The 15281-nt window shown below is 42.2% G+C and carries 18 protein-coding genes; 11 read left to right on the forward strand and 7 right to left on the reverse strand.

All coding sequences use genetic code 11. The features are described 5' to 3' along the window. Positions 1 to 528: 528 nt before the first annotated feature. Both ABWV45_RS02125 and trhO read left to right on the forward strand, forming a co-directional pair. A complete protein-coding gene (locus ABWV45_RS02125; RefSeq protein ID WP_353348209.1) occupies positions 529 to 1887 on the forward strand; it encodes a leucyl aminopeptidase family protein in 1359 nt (452 codons plus the stop codon). 140 nt (positions 1888 to 2027) lie between these two features. Beyond that, complete coding sequence (trhO, locus tag ABWV45_RS02130) at positions 2028 to 3041, forward strand: oxygen-dependent tRNA uridine(34) hydroxylase TrhO (RefSeq protein ID WP_353348211.1); 1014 nt, start codon at positions 2028 to 2030, stop codon at positions 3039 to 3041. 65 nt (positions 3042 to 3106) lie between these two features. Here the strand turns inward: trhO and tpx are convergent, their stop codons facing one another. Next, positions 3107 to 3601 (reverse strand): thiol peroxidase, encoded by a 495-nt coding sequence (tpx, locus tag ABWV45_RS02135; protein ID WP_353348213.1) that lies wholly within the window; start codon positions 3599 to 3601, stop codon positions 3107 to 3109. 212 nt (positions 3602 to 3813) lie between these two features. On the opposite strand from tpx, the gene ABWV45_RS02140 reads away from it, so the two are divergent. The 5 genes from ABWV45_RS02140 to ABWV45_RS02160 all read left to right on the forward strand — a co-directional run bounded on the left by ABWV45_RS02140 (position 3814) and on the right by ABWV45_RS02160 (position 6454). After that, the gene (locus ABWV45_RS02140; RefSeq protein WP_353348215.1) at positions 3814 to 4617 is read left to right on the forward strand and encodes a DODA-type extradiol aromatic ring-opening family dioxygenase; all 804 of its coding nucleotides are present in this window, start codon (positions 3814 to 3816) and stop codon (positions 4615 to 4617) included. Between the two features lie 4 nt (positions 4618 to 4621). Next, the gene (locus ABWV45_RS02145; RefSeq protein ID WP_353348217.1) at positions 4622 to 5044 is read left to right on the forward strand and encodes an MmcQ/YjbR family DNA-binding protein; all 423 of its coding nucleotides are present in this window, start codon (positions 4622 to 4624) and stop codon (positions 5042 to 5044) included. A gap of 60 nt (positions 5045 to 5104) precedes the next feature. Next, positions 5105 to 5644: a DUF2058 domain-containing protein gene (locus tag ABWV45_RS02150; protein WP_353348219.1), complete on the forward strand. Its 540-nt coding sequence runs from the start codon at positions 5105 to 5107 to the stop codon at positions 5642 to 5644. A 214-nt stretch (positions 5645 to 5858) separates the two neighbouring features. After that, positions 5859 to 6233, forward strand: coding sequence for a hypothetical protein (locus ABWV45_RS02155; RefSeq protein WP_353348221.1), 375 nt, complete (start codon positions 5859 to 5861; stop codon positions 6231 to 6233). A gap of 68 nt (positions 6234 to 6301) precedes the next feature. Beyond that, a complete protein-coding gene (locus ABWV45_RS02160) occupies positions 6302 to 6454 on the forward strand; it encodes a lipoprotein (RefSeq protein ID WP_353348223.1) in 153 nt (50 codons plus the stop codon). A gap of 81 nt (positions 6455 to 6535) precedes the next feature. Here the strand turns inward: ABWV45_RS02160 and ABWV45_RS02165 are convergent, their stop codons facing one another. The 6 genes from ABWV45_RS02165 to ABWV45_RS02190 all read right to left on the reverse strand — a co-directional run bounded on the left by ABWV45_RS02165 (position 6536) and on the right by ABWV45_RS02190 (position 11863). Continuing rightward, a complete protein-coding gene (locus ABWV45_RS02165; protein ID WP_353348225.1) occupies positions 6536 to 6757 on the reverse strand; it encodes a DUF2834 domain-containing protein in 222 nt (73 codons plus the stop codon). A 233-nt stretch (positions 6758 to 6990) separates the two neighbouring features. Further along, a complete protein-coding gene (acpP, locus tag ABWV45_RS02170) occupies positions 6991 to 7230 on the reverse strand; it encodes an acyl carrier protein (protein WP_353348227.1) in 240 nt (79 codons plus the stop codon). 30 nt (positions 7231 to 7260) lie between these two features. Further along, positions 7261 to 8475, reverse strand: a complete 1215-nt coding sequence (locus ABWV45_RS02175) for a hypothetical protein (RefSeq protein ID WP_353348229.1) — start codon at positions 8473 to 8475, stop codon at positions 7261 to 7263. A gap of 35 nt (positions 8476 to 8510) precedes the next feature. Then, positions 8511 to 9722 carry a beta-ketoacyl synthase N-terminal-like domain-containing protein gene (locus ABWV45_RS02180; protein ID WP_353348231.1) on the reverse strand — a complete coding sequence of 404 codons (1212 nt, stop codon included), beginning with the start codon at positions 9720 to 9722 and terminating at the stop codon, positions 8511 to 8513. Positions 9723 to 10144: 422 nt separating this feature from the next. After that, positions 10145 to 11203: a 23S rRNA (cytidine(2498)-2'-O)-methyltransferase RlmM gene (gene rlmM, locus ABWV45_RS02185; RefSeq protein ID WP_353348233.1), complete on the reverse strand. Its 1059-nt coding sequence runs from the start codon at positions 11201 to 11203 to the stop codon at positions 10145 to 10147. Positions 11204 to 11221: 18 nt separating this feature from the next. After that, positions 11222 to 11863, reverse strand: coding sequence for an alpha/beta family hydrolase (locus tag ABWV45_RS02190; RefSeq protein ID WP_353348235.1), 642 nt, complete (start codon positions 11861 to 11863; stop codon positions 11222 to 11224). A 269-nt stretch (positions 11864 to 12132) separates the two neighbouring features. Here ABWV45_RS02190 and ccoN point away from each other — a divergent pair, with 269 nt between their 5' ends. Genes ccoN through ccoP form a run of 4 tightly spaced genes read left to right on the forward strand, consistent with a single transcriptional unit; the run spans position 12133 to position 15269 of the window. Then, on the forward strand, positions 12133 to 13563 hold the full coding sequence (ccoN, locus tag ABWV45_RS02195; RefSeq protein ID WP_353348237.1) for a cytochrome-c oxidase, cbb3-type subunit I: 1431 nt from the start codon (positions 12133 to 12135) through the stop codon (positions 13561 to 13563). A gap of 15 nt (positions 13564 to 13578) precedes the next feature. Then, positions 13579 to 14187, forward strand: a complete 609-nt coding sequence (ccoO, locus tag ABWV45_RS02200; protein WP_353348239.1) for a cytochrome-c oxidase, cbb3-type subunit II — start codon at positions 13579 to 13581, stop codon at positions 14185 to 14187. A 4-nt stretch (positions 14188 to 14191) separates the two neighbouring features. Beyond that, positions 14192 to 14374: a cbb3-type cytochrome oxidase subunit 3 gene (locus tag ABWV45_RS02205; RefSeq protein ID WP_353348241.1), complete on the forward strand. Its 183-nt coding sequence runs from the start codon at positions 14192 to 14194 to the stop codon at positions 14372 to 14374. Further along, positions 14367 to 15269 carry a cytochrome-c oxidase, cbb3-type subunit III gene (gene ccoP, locus ABWV45_RS02210; RefSeq protein WP_353348243.1) on the forward strand — a complete coding sequence of 301 codons (903 nt, stop codon included), beginning with the start codon at positions 14367 to 14369 and terminating at the stop codon, positions 15267 to 15269. The genes ABWV45_RS02205 and ccoP overlap by 8 nt, the downstream gene beginning before the upstream one ends. Positions 15270 to 15281: the final 12 nt, after the last annotated feature.

Genomic DNA, 15281 nt, shown 5'->3' on the forward strand with positions numbered 1-15281 from the left:
TATGACTTTTAAGAAAGTGGTCTTGACCACTTTCTTTGTCTTTAGGTTCGCCATTCATTCCATGTGCTTACTACCCTTATTAATCGGTAGACCCTCAAGCGCATCATATGGTTATACCTCCCGTTTATGGTTAGGAGCAAAACCCTTTCACCGTTACATTATTCATTTATCAAAAAATTACGTTAGCCATATTATTCACTACATGAATGGCTAAAAAACTAAACCGCCCCTTACATTTTATTAACAGCATTAGATTAACCCTTCAACTATTCCCGCCACCTTACTACCAAGACGCTTTAGTCAACTGGGTTAAATATAAATGGTGTCCACTCTAAATACGTCTATATCTACTGTGTATTATCAATGTTAAATTCAGCAAAGATGATCAAACTCATGTAAATACTTTACTTAACCCACTGAGTATATTAAACCTCATATAAGCCCCTTTACCACGCGAGATTCAGCTAAAGCAATGTCGCCTACATACTAAGCCATGGTAAACTATTAAAAATAGTTTAAGGATCCATCATGCCAAACTGCATTATTCACAATACTCAAGGTATTGCGCTTCATTTAATTAATAAGTCTGACTTCCCTTCTTGGCTAGATAATCAAAATACCCTTACTCAAAACTGGCTGGCTAACAGTCAATTTAAAAACCAAGGGTTAGCATTAATACCCGCAGCCAATGGCGAATTAGCCTGTGCGGTTTTTGTAAGTGATGACTTATCACAGTATTTTGCCAGCGCCGACTTAGCTAAATTACTACCAGCACAAACCTTTGTATTAAATACCAAACCTGAATACCAGCTAAATGCAGCGGTCGCATTTGGTCTAGCTAGTTATCGCTTTGAAAAATACAAAACAAATAACCAAGCCCAACCAATTTTAGCCATTGACGATCAAAGCATTGTTGAACAAGCCAATAAAATTATTTCAGCCGTCACCTTAGTGCGAGACATGATTAATACCCCCGCCAGCGATATGATGCCGCAACATATGTCCGCAACCATGGCTAATTTAGCTCAAGAATTTAATGCACAATTCAGTGAGATCATAGGCGACGATCTACTTACTCAAAATTACCCAACTATTCATGCGGTAGGTCGAGCCAGTTGTCATGCTCCTCGCCTGTTGGATATGCACTGGGGGGATACTAAGCACCCTAAGGTAACCTTGGTCGGAAAAGGCGTGTGTTTTGACAGCGGCGGTTTAGACTTAAAGCCCGGCGCGGCCATGCGTAACATGAAAAAAGACATGGGCGGAGCCGCTCATGTATTAGGCTTAGCGCGCTTAATCATGAGTCACAATCTACCTATTCAATTACGAGTATTAGTACCAAGCGTAGAAAATGCAGTATCTGATAACGCCTTTCGCCCTGGCGATGTCATCACCACACGCCATGGTTTGAGTGTAGAAATAGACAATACCGATGCCGAAGGCCGTTTAGTACTATGTGACGCACTAAGTGAAGCTAACAATGACGAGCCAGAACTCATCATCGACTTTGCTACACTAACCGGTGCTTGCCGCGTTGCCCTTGGTACAGAACTACCCGGCTTTTTTTGTAATGATGAGCAAACCTCCAGCCAATTAATGGTGGCAGGTAACGTAAGCCAAGACTATATTTGGCAACTGCCGTTACACCAAGCCTATCGCGATATGCTAAAAAGCGACATAGCCGATATAGTTAACAGCGTACCAACCCCCTTTGGTGGCGCCATCACAGCCGCCTTGTATCTGCAGTCATTTGTGCAAAAAGACATACCTTGGGTGCATTTTGATGTTATGGCATGGAACAACCGCAATTTACCAGGACGCCCTGTGGGTGGTGAAGCCATGGGCATTCGCGCTGTATTTGAGTTACTGCAAACTAAATACGCCTAACCCCTAGTCTTCAAAGCCAGCCTTATTCTTAGGCTGGCTCTTCACAAATCCTTCTCACCCCCTATAATGGCGCTTTGTGGCTTATTGCCATTTACATTCGTTAATGCGCCGAAATTACGCTTCGGTCAGCAGGAGACATCATGACCCAATCTAAACAGACTGGTAGCATCGTTGTATGCGCCATGTACAAATTTGTCACTCTCGACAACTTTGAAGCCATCCGCCCGAATCTCCTAAATATTATGGAAGATAACCAAGTACGCGGCACCTTACTATTAGCCAAAGAAGGCATCAACGGTACTGTAGCAGGTTCACGAGAAGGCATTGACGCCGTATTAGCTTGGTTAAAAACAGACGAACGACTGGCCGACATTGACTACAAAGAATCCTACACAGAGATTGCCCCCTTTCACCGAACTAAAGTGAAATTGAAAAAAGAAATTGTCACCATGGGTGTTGAGGGTATCGACCCAAAACAAGTGGTTGGCACCTATGTGGACCCAAAAGACTGGAACGCCCTAATAAGCGACCCTGAAGTAGTACTTGTGGATACGCGCAACGACTATGAATTTCAAGTGGGCACGTTTAAAAACGCCATCAACCCTAATACTGAAACCTTTCGCGAATTCCCACAATATGTGAAAGACAACCTCGATCCAAACAAGCACAAAAAAGTGGCCATGTTCTGCACCGGTGGTATTCGCTGTGAAAAATCCACCGCTTATATGAAAGAACAGGGATTTGAAGAGGTTTACCACTTAAAAGGCGGTATTTTAAAATACCTAGAAGAAGTGCCAGAAGACAACACACTTTGGGACGGTGAATGTTTTGTTTTTGATGAACGCGTTACCGTCAATCACAAACTTGAAAAAGGTCAATACGACCAGTGCCATGCATGCCGCTTACCGATCACTGAAGAAGAAATGGAAGATGCGCGCTATCAAAAAGGTGTAAGTTGTCCACACTGTTACGATAAATTAACACAAGAACAACGCCAACGCTTTGCCGAACGCGAAAAGCAAGTAGAACTGGCAAAACGACGCGGTGAAATTCACATCGGTGGCGACGTAAAACTCACCATTGAAGAGCACCGTAAAGCTAAAGAAGCTGAACGCGAAAAACAACGCCAACGCAGTCTAGCCGGACAAAAATAAGCATTTATTTAACGTAAAAAAAAGCCGCTAATTGCTATTAGCGGCATTTTTTTATTTTTTAGCCCTTAAAGAACAGCTAAAGCGGCATCATAGTTTGGCTCGTTTGCTGTTTCAGCAACTTGCTCAGCATGAATCACTTTACCTGTCTCATCAAGCACCAAAACTGAACGCGATAGCAATTTTAAAAGTGGACCGTTGGCAAACTCTACACCGTAGTCTTGACCAAAACTAGAACGGAAAGTAGACGCCACTTTTACATTCCCAATGCCTTCAGCACCACAAAAACGTGTCATTGCAAAAGGTAGGTCTGCTGACACACAAATTACAACCGTGTTATCCATTGAAGCGGCTTGTTCGTTAAATTTACGCACAGACGTTGCACAGGTTGGAGTATCCACAGAAGGGAAGATATTTAAAATAACGCGTTTACCCGATAAATCAGAAAGGGTTAAATCAGATAAATCCCCCAGTGTTAGAGAAAAACCAGGAGCATGAGAGCCAACTTTAGGAAGCTCACCACAAGTTTCAAACGGATTACCTTGAAGGGTAACAGAAGCCATAACTTTTCCTTATATTTTATATGGTTTTAACAATCAAACTATTACTAGCTTGCCTGAAACATTTACGAATAGGAAACCCTATTTGATCACAACAAACCCATAGCGTAAAAGATGAACTATTAGTACCGTAATTTTTTCAAAGTTAATCGTAATAACACTCAACAATCGTTTAAATTTACAGTAGCCTTGATGAATGTAACTAGGTGAAGCTTATGATGCCGCACGTTAAAGCACGTACCGTTTTTCTATCTCATGGCGGTGGCCCAATGCCACTACTTGGCGATCCGGGGCATAAACAATTAATAACAGGGTTAAAATCATTACCCGACAAGCTCATTACCCCAAAAGCAATTGTGGTTTTTAGTGCACACTGGGAAGGTGAGACTGTCGAAATAACCGCTCATGACACACCACAACTGATTTACGACTATTATGGATTCCCTCCTGAGGCATATGAAATTGACTATCCAATTAAAGGACAGTCAAGCCTCGCCAACTCCATTGCAAAACATTTGAATCATCATGCAATCACTACTCATTTAAATAATAACAGAGGGTTCGATCACGGTGTCTTTGTCCCCTTAAAAGTAATGTACCCTCAAGGGGATATTCCCTGCGTGCAGGTGTCACTTTTAAACAATCTGGACCCTCATGTTCACATTAATATTGGCAAAGCCTTACAGCCATTATTACAACAAGACATATTGTTTATTGGATCTGGATTTTCGTTTCATAATTTGCCTGACTTTTTTCAAACGCCCACACATAAATCAAAACAGGCTAACCTAGCATTTGAAAACTGGCTAACTGATACATGCTGTAATGCACACTTAAATGAGTCACAAAGAGAAAGCCAATTGATAAACTGGGAACAAGCACCTCATGCTCGCTATTGTCATCCCAGAGAAGAGCACTTACTACCACTGCATATCTGCTATGGACTGAACCAAGCCCCTTGCCAAGAGCACATCAGTGTGACGGTATTAAACAAACTCGCCAGTACATTTATTTGGTAATTCCATGAACTTAACCCAATGCCAAGCTTACTCTCAGCAAAAGCCAGAAGCTGAATTATCCTACCCGTTTGACCCAGACGTGCCCGTCTACAAGGTATGTGGAAAGATGTTTGCCCTTTTCACCCTAAAAGGAAACTACACCCAAGGGAAGCATCCGCAAATGAACCTAAAGTGCTTGCCACACCATGCCCAAGAACTCAGAGATGTATTTGATACCATTAAGCCGGGTTACCATATGAACAAACAACATTGGAACAGCTTAGTTTTAGATGGCTCCCTACCCGATACCGAAATACAAAGGCTCATTGATCACAGCTACGCATTAGTCGTTAGTAAACTACCCAAAACCGCCCGAAACCGTTTAGAGACTCTCTATTCTAAAGACAAGCTCTACGCCGGACTCTCACCATATCAGCAACAAGACTAGGCACGCACACCCTAGCGTATTAAAATATAAGAAATTCAGATTCACGTTTGCAGGCACCCAATGGCATCTCTCCAAGAACAACTACTTAAAGCAGGCTTGACCAATAAAAAGAAGGCTCAGCAAGCTGAACGAGCCAAAAAAAAGGTCGCAAAGCAAATACGTAAAGGTGAAGACGTCGTTGATGAAGCCAAAGCCCAAGCCGAAAAAGCTCGATTAGCCAAGCTGGAAAAAGACAAACAACTTAATGAAGAGCGCAAAGCTCAAGAACATACCAAAGCCCTTGCAGCACAAATCAAACAACTGGTGCACAACCACGCTATAAATCTCGAAAATGCAGATGTTGATTATAATTTCACCGATGGAAAAAAAGTAAAACGCATTCAAGTAACCCCGTTACTACAGCACCAACTTAGCCGTGGCATGCTTGCCATAGCTAAGCTTGATCAATCATATTTTGTCATCCCGGGCGTAGTGGCCGACAAAATCCGCGAACGAAATGACAGCTTTATTGTGTATCAGGCAGATATCAGTCAGCAATCTGAAACCGACGACGAAGACCCATACGCTGATTATCAAATTCCTGATGATCTAATGTGGTAAGCCCCACCTAAGATAAAAAGCTTAGCCAAAAATGGCTAAGCTTTTTTTTTAGCTAAAATCGGCTATATTTAAATGAACTAATAAGATTAAAAAATACCCTATGTGGTTATAACTTATACAATCAAAGGCTAATCCCACCCTTCATAATATTTTTGAAGCCGCCATATGATTAGCTTCCGCATTGCATAATTACTTACTTGAGGTAATGGAATATATGAGTGATTTAAGCGATATTAAGAAAACCCGCGAACATTGGTATCAAGCCTATTTTGACGGTAACACAGAAACCTTAAAACAGATTGAAGCCTCCGATTTTTATGTGAGCAGCGCAAAAGGCAAGCAAGCTAGGGATACGCGCTACGAATCCATTCAGCAAGCCATCAAAAGCGGACAGTGGTTCGAGGCTAATGTATTTAAAGAAGAAGACGCCCTGCAATTTCTACTTAACGATGGTAAAGCCAAAATTTCCGGTCATGGACGCATGCTCTCCAATGGAAAGCCATTTTCAGATGTTATTTTTGAAGAAAACTGGATAAAATCCAAACAAGGCTGGCAAGTCAAAGCGTTGCATTTACACAACTCAAAATAACTTGTTTAATACTAGGCAGATAAGGCTAGTTCGCTTGCCTATAATTAAACCAGCTAAAAGGACGTTCCATGAAGCGCTATCTTTTATTAATAATTTCCACCGTAATACTGGCCGGCTGTGAAAGCATACCTCAAACAGTAAAAGATGATGGCCGTGAAGCCGCCGATCGCGCCAAAGCAAAGGCTGAAAAAGCCTACGAAGAAATGAAAAAAGACATGTAATACGCGATTAAATAGCCGCGTAAAATTGCGCGGTTATTTGCTTCAATCTAATCAATTTCACAACCGCTCACATAATCTTAATTAATTTTTCAGGTCACTGTTTAACCTGTCCCGCCCCTCACCTCGTAATACCAAATACAATAACGAACCAGCAGAAACAAACACAACTGTCAGAGTAAAAAACGGAATCGTACATTTCAGTCCTTTACCGCGTTTTTTAGCGTCTTGGTAAATCCAAATGCAAGCTAACACTGCAAGAATATATAAATCCGTAACAACTTGAGCGGTATCTGGGCTAGACATTAACTGAATACCAAAGGCTAAAAACAATTAGAGGGAATATTGAAATTCTCATAATCATCCTTGATTAAAATTAGGAATTTTGCGTTTGAGCCATATAAGAAAAAAGCGGGGAATAGCCGTACCAAGTTTTCGCAAAATTCAGCATTGTTTTTAGAGCTAAAACAATTTCTAAAAATAGCAGACATAAAAAAACCCCAAGCCTTGTGAGCATGGGGCCTTTTAAATTCAATCGATTAAGCGGCTTCTAGCGCTTCGATGAATTGCACAATATCTTGTACGCGAGTTAGTTTCTCAGCAGAAGCTTCATCGATTTCGCAATCGAATTTTTCTTCAAGAGCCATCAATAGCTCAACTGTGTCTAGAGAATCTGCACCTAGGTCTTCAATGAAATGAGATTCAGGTTTAACCTGATCCGCTTCAACACCTAGTTGCTCAACTACTACTTCTGTTACTTTTACTAAGATATCAGACATTTTTATCTCCTAAGAATCTGATGGTTTAAATTATCCCGCTTTCTTCATTCCCAGCATTTGAGAGAAATCATGAATCGCTGGCGGCGTTAATGGATCTGGCCTTTGGTTATAATCAATAAAGTCATATGAAAAGCCAAATTGTTGTAATAGATATTGCTTAAAATCACCCAAATTTATGAGATCTTTTAAATTATCCCCGTTAATCTGGTTTATTATCGAACTCACCTGCTTTTGAATTTCTTCATTACGCTCAATATCATCAACACGTAATTGCAAAGTGTGCTCGGCAACATCACTAAACAAGTTATCTCTGAATAACCGAGTAACTTGCTGTAATGCACTTTCATGCAATCCCTTTTTTAGCTGCTGCTGATGTAATACGGCCATATACAATGGTAACGTAGGTATCACAGAGCTTGAGGGTGTGAGCGATGCTTGCATCATGCCTATTCTGGCTTGCCCTTGAATATCACTTAATGCGGTATCAAGGTTTTCACACACCTTTTTTAATTCTTCTTTTGCTAAACCTAATGTGCCTTCACTATATATTGCCCTGTTTAGTGCAGGGGCTTCATAGCTATATGCAATGGTTTTAAAATTATTGGCTAGCACACCTGCTTCTTTCAAGCGGGCTACCCACTCTTGCCAATCATCGCCACCCATGACTTTAATGGTGTCGTTTATCTCTTGTTGACTGGCAACTGGAACATCTAGTAAATCAATGGTGCCTTTAAATACATCCAATGATTTACCTTTTAAATTGCTGTTCACTGGTTTTAAAGCACTTTTATATTCACCTTCACCTTTGATATTACGCTTTGGTGAAGCCAACGAATAAACCAATACGTCGATCTTTTTACCTGACTGCTGTAGCTTTTGTATTACCCAGTCCTTTGCATTACGTTGAAATGCATCTTGATTAGTACTCAGTGCAATCCGATCCGCTCTGCGAGCAAAATATTCTAATGCTTGATTCTTATACCATGCTGCATTTCCATACTTATGTGGCTGCGCAGCGCGGTCGAAGTATACACCTAATGTGTCCATTCCATAAGAAAAAGACAAAGCAATTCTAGATGCTAAGCCAATACCAGAACTGGCACCAATAACTAACGCAGTACCACCTTCTAAGCCATTTATTTTATTTTCACTGGCTTCGAGTACTTGCTGATACACATTAAAGTAACATCCAACAGGATGCGCATTGGTACAAATGTTATTTTTTGTTCTTGGTGAATAACCCATTACGCCTCCTGTTTGTTAAAGTGCATAGAGGTATCTTAAGCGGCTTTAATCACTAAGCACGCATTAGTTCCACCAAAACCAAAACTATTACTTAATACGGTGTTGATATTCTGATCAAGCCTTTGCCTTACCAAAGGCAAGTGTTGAATATCTTCTTCTACATCTTCCGCATTGGCACTAGCACAGACAAAACCTTCGTTGAGCATAATTAAACTAAAAATGGTTTCATGTACTCCGGCAGCTCCTAGAGCATGCCCAGATAATGACTTAGTGGAACTAATGTACGGAATATTTTCACCAAATACGTTTTCAATGGCTTTAAGCTCAGTCACATCCCCACGAGGTGTACTTGTGCCGTGGGTATTGATGTAATCAATGCTGATACCATTTGCATCTTTTAGTGCTAATTCGATTGCTCTTTCAGCCCCTTCACCGCTGGGTGCGACCATATTATCGCCATCACTACTGGCACCAAAGCCAACAATTTCTCCAAGAATTTGAGCACCTCGTGCTTTAGCGTGTTCCCATTCTTCTAATATGACGATGCCCGCCCCACCACTAATAACAAATCCATCTCGATTTTTGTCGTAAGCACGTGATGCTTTTTCGGGTTGATCATTATGCTGGGTTGATAATGCTCCCATTGCATCGAACTGCATAGCGTGAGACCAATGAGGTTGATCAACCCCTCCTGCTATTGCCGTTTTTGCCAATCCCATTTTAATATGCTGATAACAAGTGCCAATGCAATGGGCACTTGTGGCACAGGCTGAGGAAATGGAGAAACTCGGGCCTTTAATTTTATAATTGGTGGCTAGTTGCGCAGATGGCGCACTGCCCATCTCACGAGTCACTCGATACGGCCCAACTCGCTTGATACCTTGTTTTTCAAGGACATCTAGTGCCTCGACCAAGTCATCACTGGCCACTCCACCAGCACCTACTATTAAGGTGGTATCTTCACTGCTTAATTGCTCTTGAGTTAAGCCTGCGTGCTTTACCGCTTGTGCCATCGCTACATGGCACCATTCACCATTTATACCCATAAAACGGCGTAATTTACGATCTATTTCATCCACTTCAGGGCAGTTAATTTTGCCGCTGACATGAGAACGTAGACCCCTTTCAATAAACGCTTCGTTTACCGTAATACCGCTTTTACCAATATATAAATTCTCTTTTACTGCGGCCCAACTATTACCTAAGCTTGAAACTAACCCGACACCTACAATAGCGACACGGTTCATTTGGTGTCTCCCAGTTGAACGCATATTGGGAACATCCCTAGCGTTAATTCTTTGGCATCGTAAAGATATTGTTCATTTACTTGATTAACTAATACTACGAATGCCGACATATTGGGTATCTCTTACTCATAAAACTGCACCTGCGAGCTTTTTCTCGCCCGTTCAATAAAAATAATTTTCAACGGCTCTATATTCAGGGTGTTTGTTTACACTTTTATGAACAAATAATATTCACCCTAGGTGGCAGTGGTGGCTAATATAGGGATGAAGGCAATAGGAAACTTGACTCAAAGTATCAGGGTGTTGATTCACCGTGACACATAAGATGCACAATGAGCGCAAATTAACAACAAACTGATATAAACCAAGGAAACCTTAAAAAAGGGTGACTTTTCACCCTTTTTTGAGTAGTAAAGGCGCTATTAATAGCGTCTTCTAATGTGACAAGTGATTTCTTCGCGATCATGGTACAAATGCTTTGCAGCTATATCCACTTCGATTTTCGCATCTGAACACATCTTTTCAATCAAATCTAAGCATTCTCGCACTTCTTGATAGCGCTTTTTCATAGGTAATTTAAGGTTAAAAACCGTCTCAGCACACCAGTCTTGAATGATCCATTGAGCCATTCTCTCGGCTACCTTGATTGGGCTTTCGGCCATATCACACACCATCCAATGTGCTTTCTTACTTGGACTAAATTTAAAACCGTCTTCTTTGTGATGAGTTACCTGACCACTATCCATTAAATCCCCTTTCATGGGGCCGTTATCAATGGCTTCAACCATCATGCTGCGTTTAACTAACTGCCATGTCCAGCCACCGGGTGCTGCACCTAAATCCACCGCTCGCATACCCGCACTTAAACGTTCACCCCATTGGCGCTTAGGGATAAACCAGTGCCAAGCCTCTTCTAATTTAAGGGTGGATCGGCTCGGTGCATCTTTAGGAGATTTTAAGTGCAATATGCCATCAGGCCATTTACACGCATTATTAGTAAAATGATAACCAACAATGGCCTTTTGATCCTCTAACAATAAGATCATTAACCTAGGTACTTTGTGATTACGTTTGGCGCTTAATTTATTTTTTTTACGCAAGGTTGAAGCTAACGGCGCGGTTAAACTTTTACACAAACGACTTAATTCTTTGCCTTCATTCGTATCCACATGCACCAACTCAACTTCTCCGCAATGAGGCACACCCTCTAGTTGAGAAAATATTGAATCCACTCGGTTCGATGTATCTAGTTCAAACTCATCCCCAGCTATAAACCACTGGCGAGTAAAAATTAAACGGCGAAAGCTAACGTGCTCGATTAATTGCTTAAGCTGGTGTTCTTCAGCAATAAAGCTCACATATCCTTGATTGGTCTGTGTTTTACAATAACCAAAGCAACCTGCTTGGGCGCTGAGTTCTTGGATTTCGGCAGCGGTTTCTGCTTCAAAGCCTTGTCGGCAAAGCAGAATTATTTGTGTCATGGCCATAATTACCAACTATTAAATTTTGTTTTCATTCTGAGCAAAGCACTGCGTTATAAACTGAGCACTTATCTCAATGGCTTGATTTAGGTGTTGCTCGTGGGTAAACCCACTTTTGACTCTAGGTTTTAAATCATGATCCCCATCTTCTAACCAGCGCACTTGCACTTTTTTACCAATATTTAATTCCGCAACGTATTCTTTGGCACCTAATTTATCTCGAGTACCCTGTAGTACCAACATAGGCACTTGAATATCTGGCAGGTGAGCTATGCGTAACGTCTCAGGCTTACCAATGGGATGAAACGGATAACCGAATGCCACAACACCCAAAACATGCTTTGGGCATGTGGTTTCACTGGCTAAAATACTGGCCATGCGCGCTCCCAAAGATTTCCCCATTAATACACACGTCCCGTTCACTTGGGCAACCACTGATTTAAACTCAGCAATTAGCTCAGGCTGACGATTAGGTGGTCGCTTTTTACCATTAACGCGTCTTTCTTGCATGTAAGGGAATTCAAAGCGCACCACTTTGACACCTAACTTTACCAAGCCTTGAGTGACGGTCTCCATGAATTCACTGTCCATAGGCGCACCAGCACCATGGGCAAAAATGCAAGTTAACGGATTGCTTTCACCGTCAATTTTCAAAGGCATAACTTCACCCACTAATTTAAGTGCGCGCAGTGTAATCATTAATGATGGGATTGTCAGTCTAGCAATTTCGCGTCAGGACTGGCTTTTCCCTGTTAAGCTTATAAACTATTTCAAACCCTCTTTTATTGCGCATTTATTAAGCAATATTGCTAACTATTTGTTATCACTAGAGAAAAGGTTGATATGTGTCATGGCTTTTCATTGCATTTACTCCCGCCTTTACTGATAATTGCGTCGATTTTTTAACTTGCTGCGAATGGAACTAGATCATGAGCACTGCTATAGAGCATCCAACCTATAACTATAAGGTGGTAAAATACTTTGCCATCATGACAGTCGTCTGGGGGATTGTCGGTATGTCTGTTGGCGTACTGATAGCCTCTCAACTTGTGTGGCCTGAACTGAACTTTGATACACCGTATCTAACGTTCTCACGTTTACGCCCTCTACATACAAATGCGGTTATTTTCGCATTCGGCGGTTGCGCCTTATTTGCCACGTCTTACTACGTGGTTCAGCGCACTTGCCAAGCTCGAATCTTTTCTGACTCGTTAGCCATGTTTACCTTTTGGGGTTGGCAAGCCATCATTGTGGCGGCAGCTATTACGCTTCCACTGGGTCTGACTTCTTCTAAAGAATACGCTGAACTAGAATGGCCAATTGATATTGCCATTACTGTGGTTTGGGTGTGTTATGCAATTGTGTTCTTTGGCACCCTTGCAAAACGCTCACAAAAGCATATTTATGTTGCCAACTGGTTCTTTGGTGCATTTATCATCACCATCGCTGTATTACATATTTTCAACAGCCTTTCTGTTCCTGTTAGCGCGTTTAAATCGTACTCGATTTATGCTGGTGCTATTGATGCAATGGTTCAGTGGTGGTACGGCCATAATGCGGTAGGTTTCTTCCTAACGGCTGGTTTCCTTGGCATCATGTACTACTTTGTACCTAAACAAGCTGAGCGTCCGGTTTACTCTTACCGTCTATCTATCGTTCACTTCTGGGCACTTATCTCTATTTACGTTTGGGCTGGTGCTCACCACCTTCATTACTCTGCATTGCCTGACTGGGCCCAATCTGCAGGTATGATCATGTCTTTGATCCTTCTAGCGCCTTCTTGGGGTGGTATGATCAACGGTATGATGACCCTTTCTGGCGCATGGCATAAGCTTCGCACAGACCCTATTTTGCGTTTCTTGGTTGTTTCTTTGTCTTTCTACGGTATGTCTACCTTCGAAGGCCCAATGATGGCAATCAAAACGGTTAACGCCTTATCTCATAACACTGACTGGACCGTTGGTCACGTACACTCAGGTGCGCTTGGCTGGGTAGCCATGGTATCCATCGGTGCTATCTATAACCTTTTACCGGTTGTTCTAGGTAAGAAACAAGGTGAAATGTACTCAATTAAGTTAATCAACATTCACTTCTGGCTAGCGACTATCGGTACAGTACTTTATATCGTAGCTATGTGGGTTAACGGTATCATGCAAGGTCTAATGTGGCGTGCTGTAAACTCTGACGGCACACTAACTTACAGCTTTGTTGAATCACTTGAAGCCTCTTACCCTGGTTACTTTGTACGTGCTCTTGGTGGTGCAATCTTCCTAGCAGGCATGCTGGTAATGGCTTACAACACCTATAAAACAGTTCGCGGCGCCAGCGCCGATGAACAAGCTAAGTTAGCACAAGCATAAGGACGAGAAATTAGTATGAAACATGATGTCGTCGAAAAAAACCTACCGCTAATGATCGTACTGATTGTGATTGCAATCAGTTGGGGTGCATTAGCCGAAATTGTTCCTTTATTCTTTTCAAAAGAAACCACTGAGCCTGTTGAAGGTCTTGAACCTTTAACAGCCGTTGAACTGGAAGGCCGTGACATTTACATCCGTGAAGGTTGTCACGTATGTCACACTCAAATGATTCGTCCTTTCCGTGCGGAAACTGAACGCTATGGTCATTACTCGCTAGCTGGCGAACACGTTTACGAGCACCCTTTCCTTTGGGGCTCTAAACGTACCGGCCCTGACTTAGCCCGTGTTGGTCAACGTTATTCTGATGACTGGCACCGCGCTCACTTATATAACCCTCGTGATGTAGTGCCATCGTCAAACATGCCTTCATTCCCTTGGTTGTTTGAGCAAAAAGTAGATGGTCGTGATACTCCGAAGAAAATGGCAGCTCTGCGCTCTGTTGGTGTTCCTTACACTGATGAGCAAATCGCTGGTGCAAAAGAAGCAGCTGACGGCGTTCGTGAAATCGATGCCCTAGTTATCTACTTACAGCAGCTTGGCACAGTTCTAACCCAAAAACGGTAGAGTTATGGATATTAATGACGTTCGCGGTTTAGGTACCATTTTCGCTTTAATCGCTTTCTTAGGCATCATTGCATGGGCTTACAGTTCATCTCGTAAGACTCGATTCGAAGATGACGCCGATATGATTTTTAAAGACGAACAAATCGCGCAACGTACATCTGACGCGGAGAGAGAGAAAAATGACTGAATTAAGTACTTTTTGGCACATATGGGTAAGTGTCATTATTATTGGCTCCATGGTTGCCTGTGGCGCCTTGATTATTGTGACCAAAAAAGGTCAAAAATATGATGAAGAAACTGACCAGACAACAGGTCATTCATTTGATGGTATCGACGAACTAGACAACCCTCTACCTAAGTGGTGGGTGTACTTCTTCTGGTCTACTATCATATACGGCTTTGGCTACATCCTATATTTTGGTATTGGCGACTGGACTGGTTTCCGTGATTGGAGCTCCCACGGCCAATGGCAAGAAGAGATGGCAAAGGCAGAAGAAAAATACAAGCCTTACTACGACAAGCTAAACGCTATGACAATTGAAGAGCTAGCTAAAGACGAAGAAGCATTGGCCACAGGCCAGCGTATCTTTGCTTCGAACTGCTCAGTGTGTCACGGCCCTACCGCTTCTGGCTCTGAAGGCTTCCCGAACTTAACTGATAACGATTGGTTATTCGGCGGTACCCCTGCTGCTATCAAGCATTCAATTTTAAATGGTCGTAACGGTGCCATGCCTGCAAATGGCCTAAAGCCTAATATGACTGATACTGAGCGTACTGATATTGTGGCCCATGTGTTGTCACTATCTGGTCGTGAAGGCTCTGGTGATGCTGCGAAAGGTAAAACCCTATTCGCTCAAGCATGTACCGCTTGTCACGGTGCGGACGGTAAAGGCCTTCAAGCTGTTGGTGCGCCAAACCTAACCGATAACATTTGGTTATACGGCGGCAGTGAAGCGAAAATTGACTTCACCATTCGTCACGGCCGTGCCGGCGTAATGCCTGCGTGGAAAGACATTCTAGGTGAAGATAAAGTACATGTTGTGTCTGCTTACGTTTATTCCTTGTCTCAAAACCAAGAATAATTGAGCTATCTC

Origin of the sequence: Oceaniserpentilla sp. 4NH20-0058 (assembly GCF_040371755.1) — a bacterium.
Classification (GTDB): domain Bacteria; phylum Pseudomonadota; class Gammaproteobacteria; order Pseudomonadales; family Oceanobacteraceae; genus Bermanella.

What these genes read in the sequence shown, in the direction of transcription:
- ABWV45_RS02155 (WP_353348221.1), top strand. Translation starts at nt 5,859, where the DNA reads ATGAGTGATTTAAGCGATATTAAGAAAACCCGCGAACATTGGTATCAA.
- ABWV45_RS02165 (WP_353348225.1), bottom strand. Translation starts at nt 6,757, where the DNA reads ATGTCTAGCCCAGATACCGCTCAAGTTGTTACGGATTTATATATTCTT.
- ABWV45_RS02150 (WP_353348219.1), top strand. Translation starts at nt 5,105, where the DNA reads ATGGCATCTCTCCAAGAACAACTACTTAAAGCAGGCTTGACCAATAAA.
- ABWV45_RS02205 (WP_353348241.1), top strand. Translation starts at nt 14,192, where the DNA reads ATGGATATTAATGACGTTCGCGGTTTAGGTACCATTTTCGCTTTAATC.
- tpx (WP_353348213.1), bottom strand. Translation starts at nt 3,601, where the DNA reads ATGGCTTCTGTTACCCTTCAAGGTAATCCGTTTGAAACTTGTGGTGAG.
- ccoP (WP_353348243.1), top strand. Translation starts at nt 14,367, where the DNA reads ATGACTGAATTAAGTACTTTTTGGCACATATGGGTAAGTGTCATTATT.
- ABWV45_RS02180 (WP_353348231.1), bottom strand. Translation starts at nt 9,722, where the DNA reads ATGAACCGTGTCGCTATTGTAGGTGTCGGGTTAGTTTCAAGCTTAGGT.
- ABWV45_RS02190 (WP_353348235.1), bottom strand. Translation starts at nt 11,863, where the DNA reads ATGCCTTTGAAAATTGACGGTGAAAGCAATCCGTTAACTTGCATTTTT.
- acpP (WP_353348227.1), bottom strand. Translation starts at nt 7,230, where the DNA reads ATGTCTGATATCTTAGTAAAAGTAACAGAAGTAGTAGTTGAGCAACTA.
- rlmM (WP_353348233.1), bottom strand. Translation starts at nt 11,203, where the DNA reads ATGACACAAATAATTCTGCTTTGCCGACAAGGCTTTGAAGCAGAAACC.
- trhO (WP_353348211.1), top strand. Translation starts at nt 2,028, where the DNA reads ATGACCCAATCTAAACAGACTGGTAGCATCGTTGTATGCGCCATGTAC.
- ABWV45_RS02145 (WP_353348217.1), top strand. Translation starts at nt 4,622, where the DNA reads ATGAACTTAACCCAATGCCAAGCTTACTCTCAGCAAAAGCCAGAAGCT.
- ccoN (WP_353348237.1), top strand. Translation starts at nt 12,133, where the DNA reads ATGAGCACTGCTATAGAGCATCCAACCTATAACTATAAGGTGGTAAAA.
- ABWV45_RS02140 (WP_353348215.1), top strand. Translation starts at nt 3,814, where the DNA reads ATGATGCCGCACGTTAAAGCACGTACCGTTTTTCTATCTCATGGCGGT.
- ABWV45_RS02175 (WP_353348229.1), bottom strand. Translation starts at nt 8,475, where the DNA reads ATGGGTTATTCACCAAGAACAAAAAATAACATTTGTACCAATGCGCAT.
- ABWV45_RS02160 (WP_353348223.1), top strand. Translation starts at nt 6,302, where the DNA reads ATGAAGCGCTATCTTTTATTAATAATTTCCACCGTAATACTGGCCGGC.
- ccoO (WP_353348239.1), top strand. Translation starts at nt 13,579, where the DNA reads ATGAAACATGATGTCGTCGAAAAAAACCTACCGCTAATGATCGTACTG.
- ABWV45_RS02125 (WP_353348209.1), top strand. Translation starts at nt 529, where the DNA reads ATGCCAAACTGCATTATTCACAATACTCAAGGTATTGCGCTTCATTTA.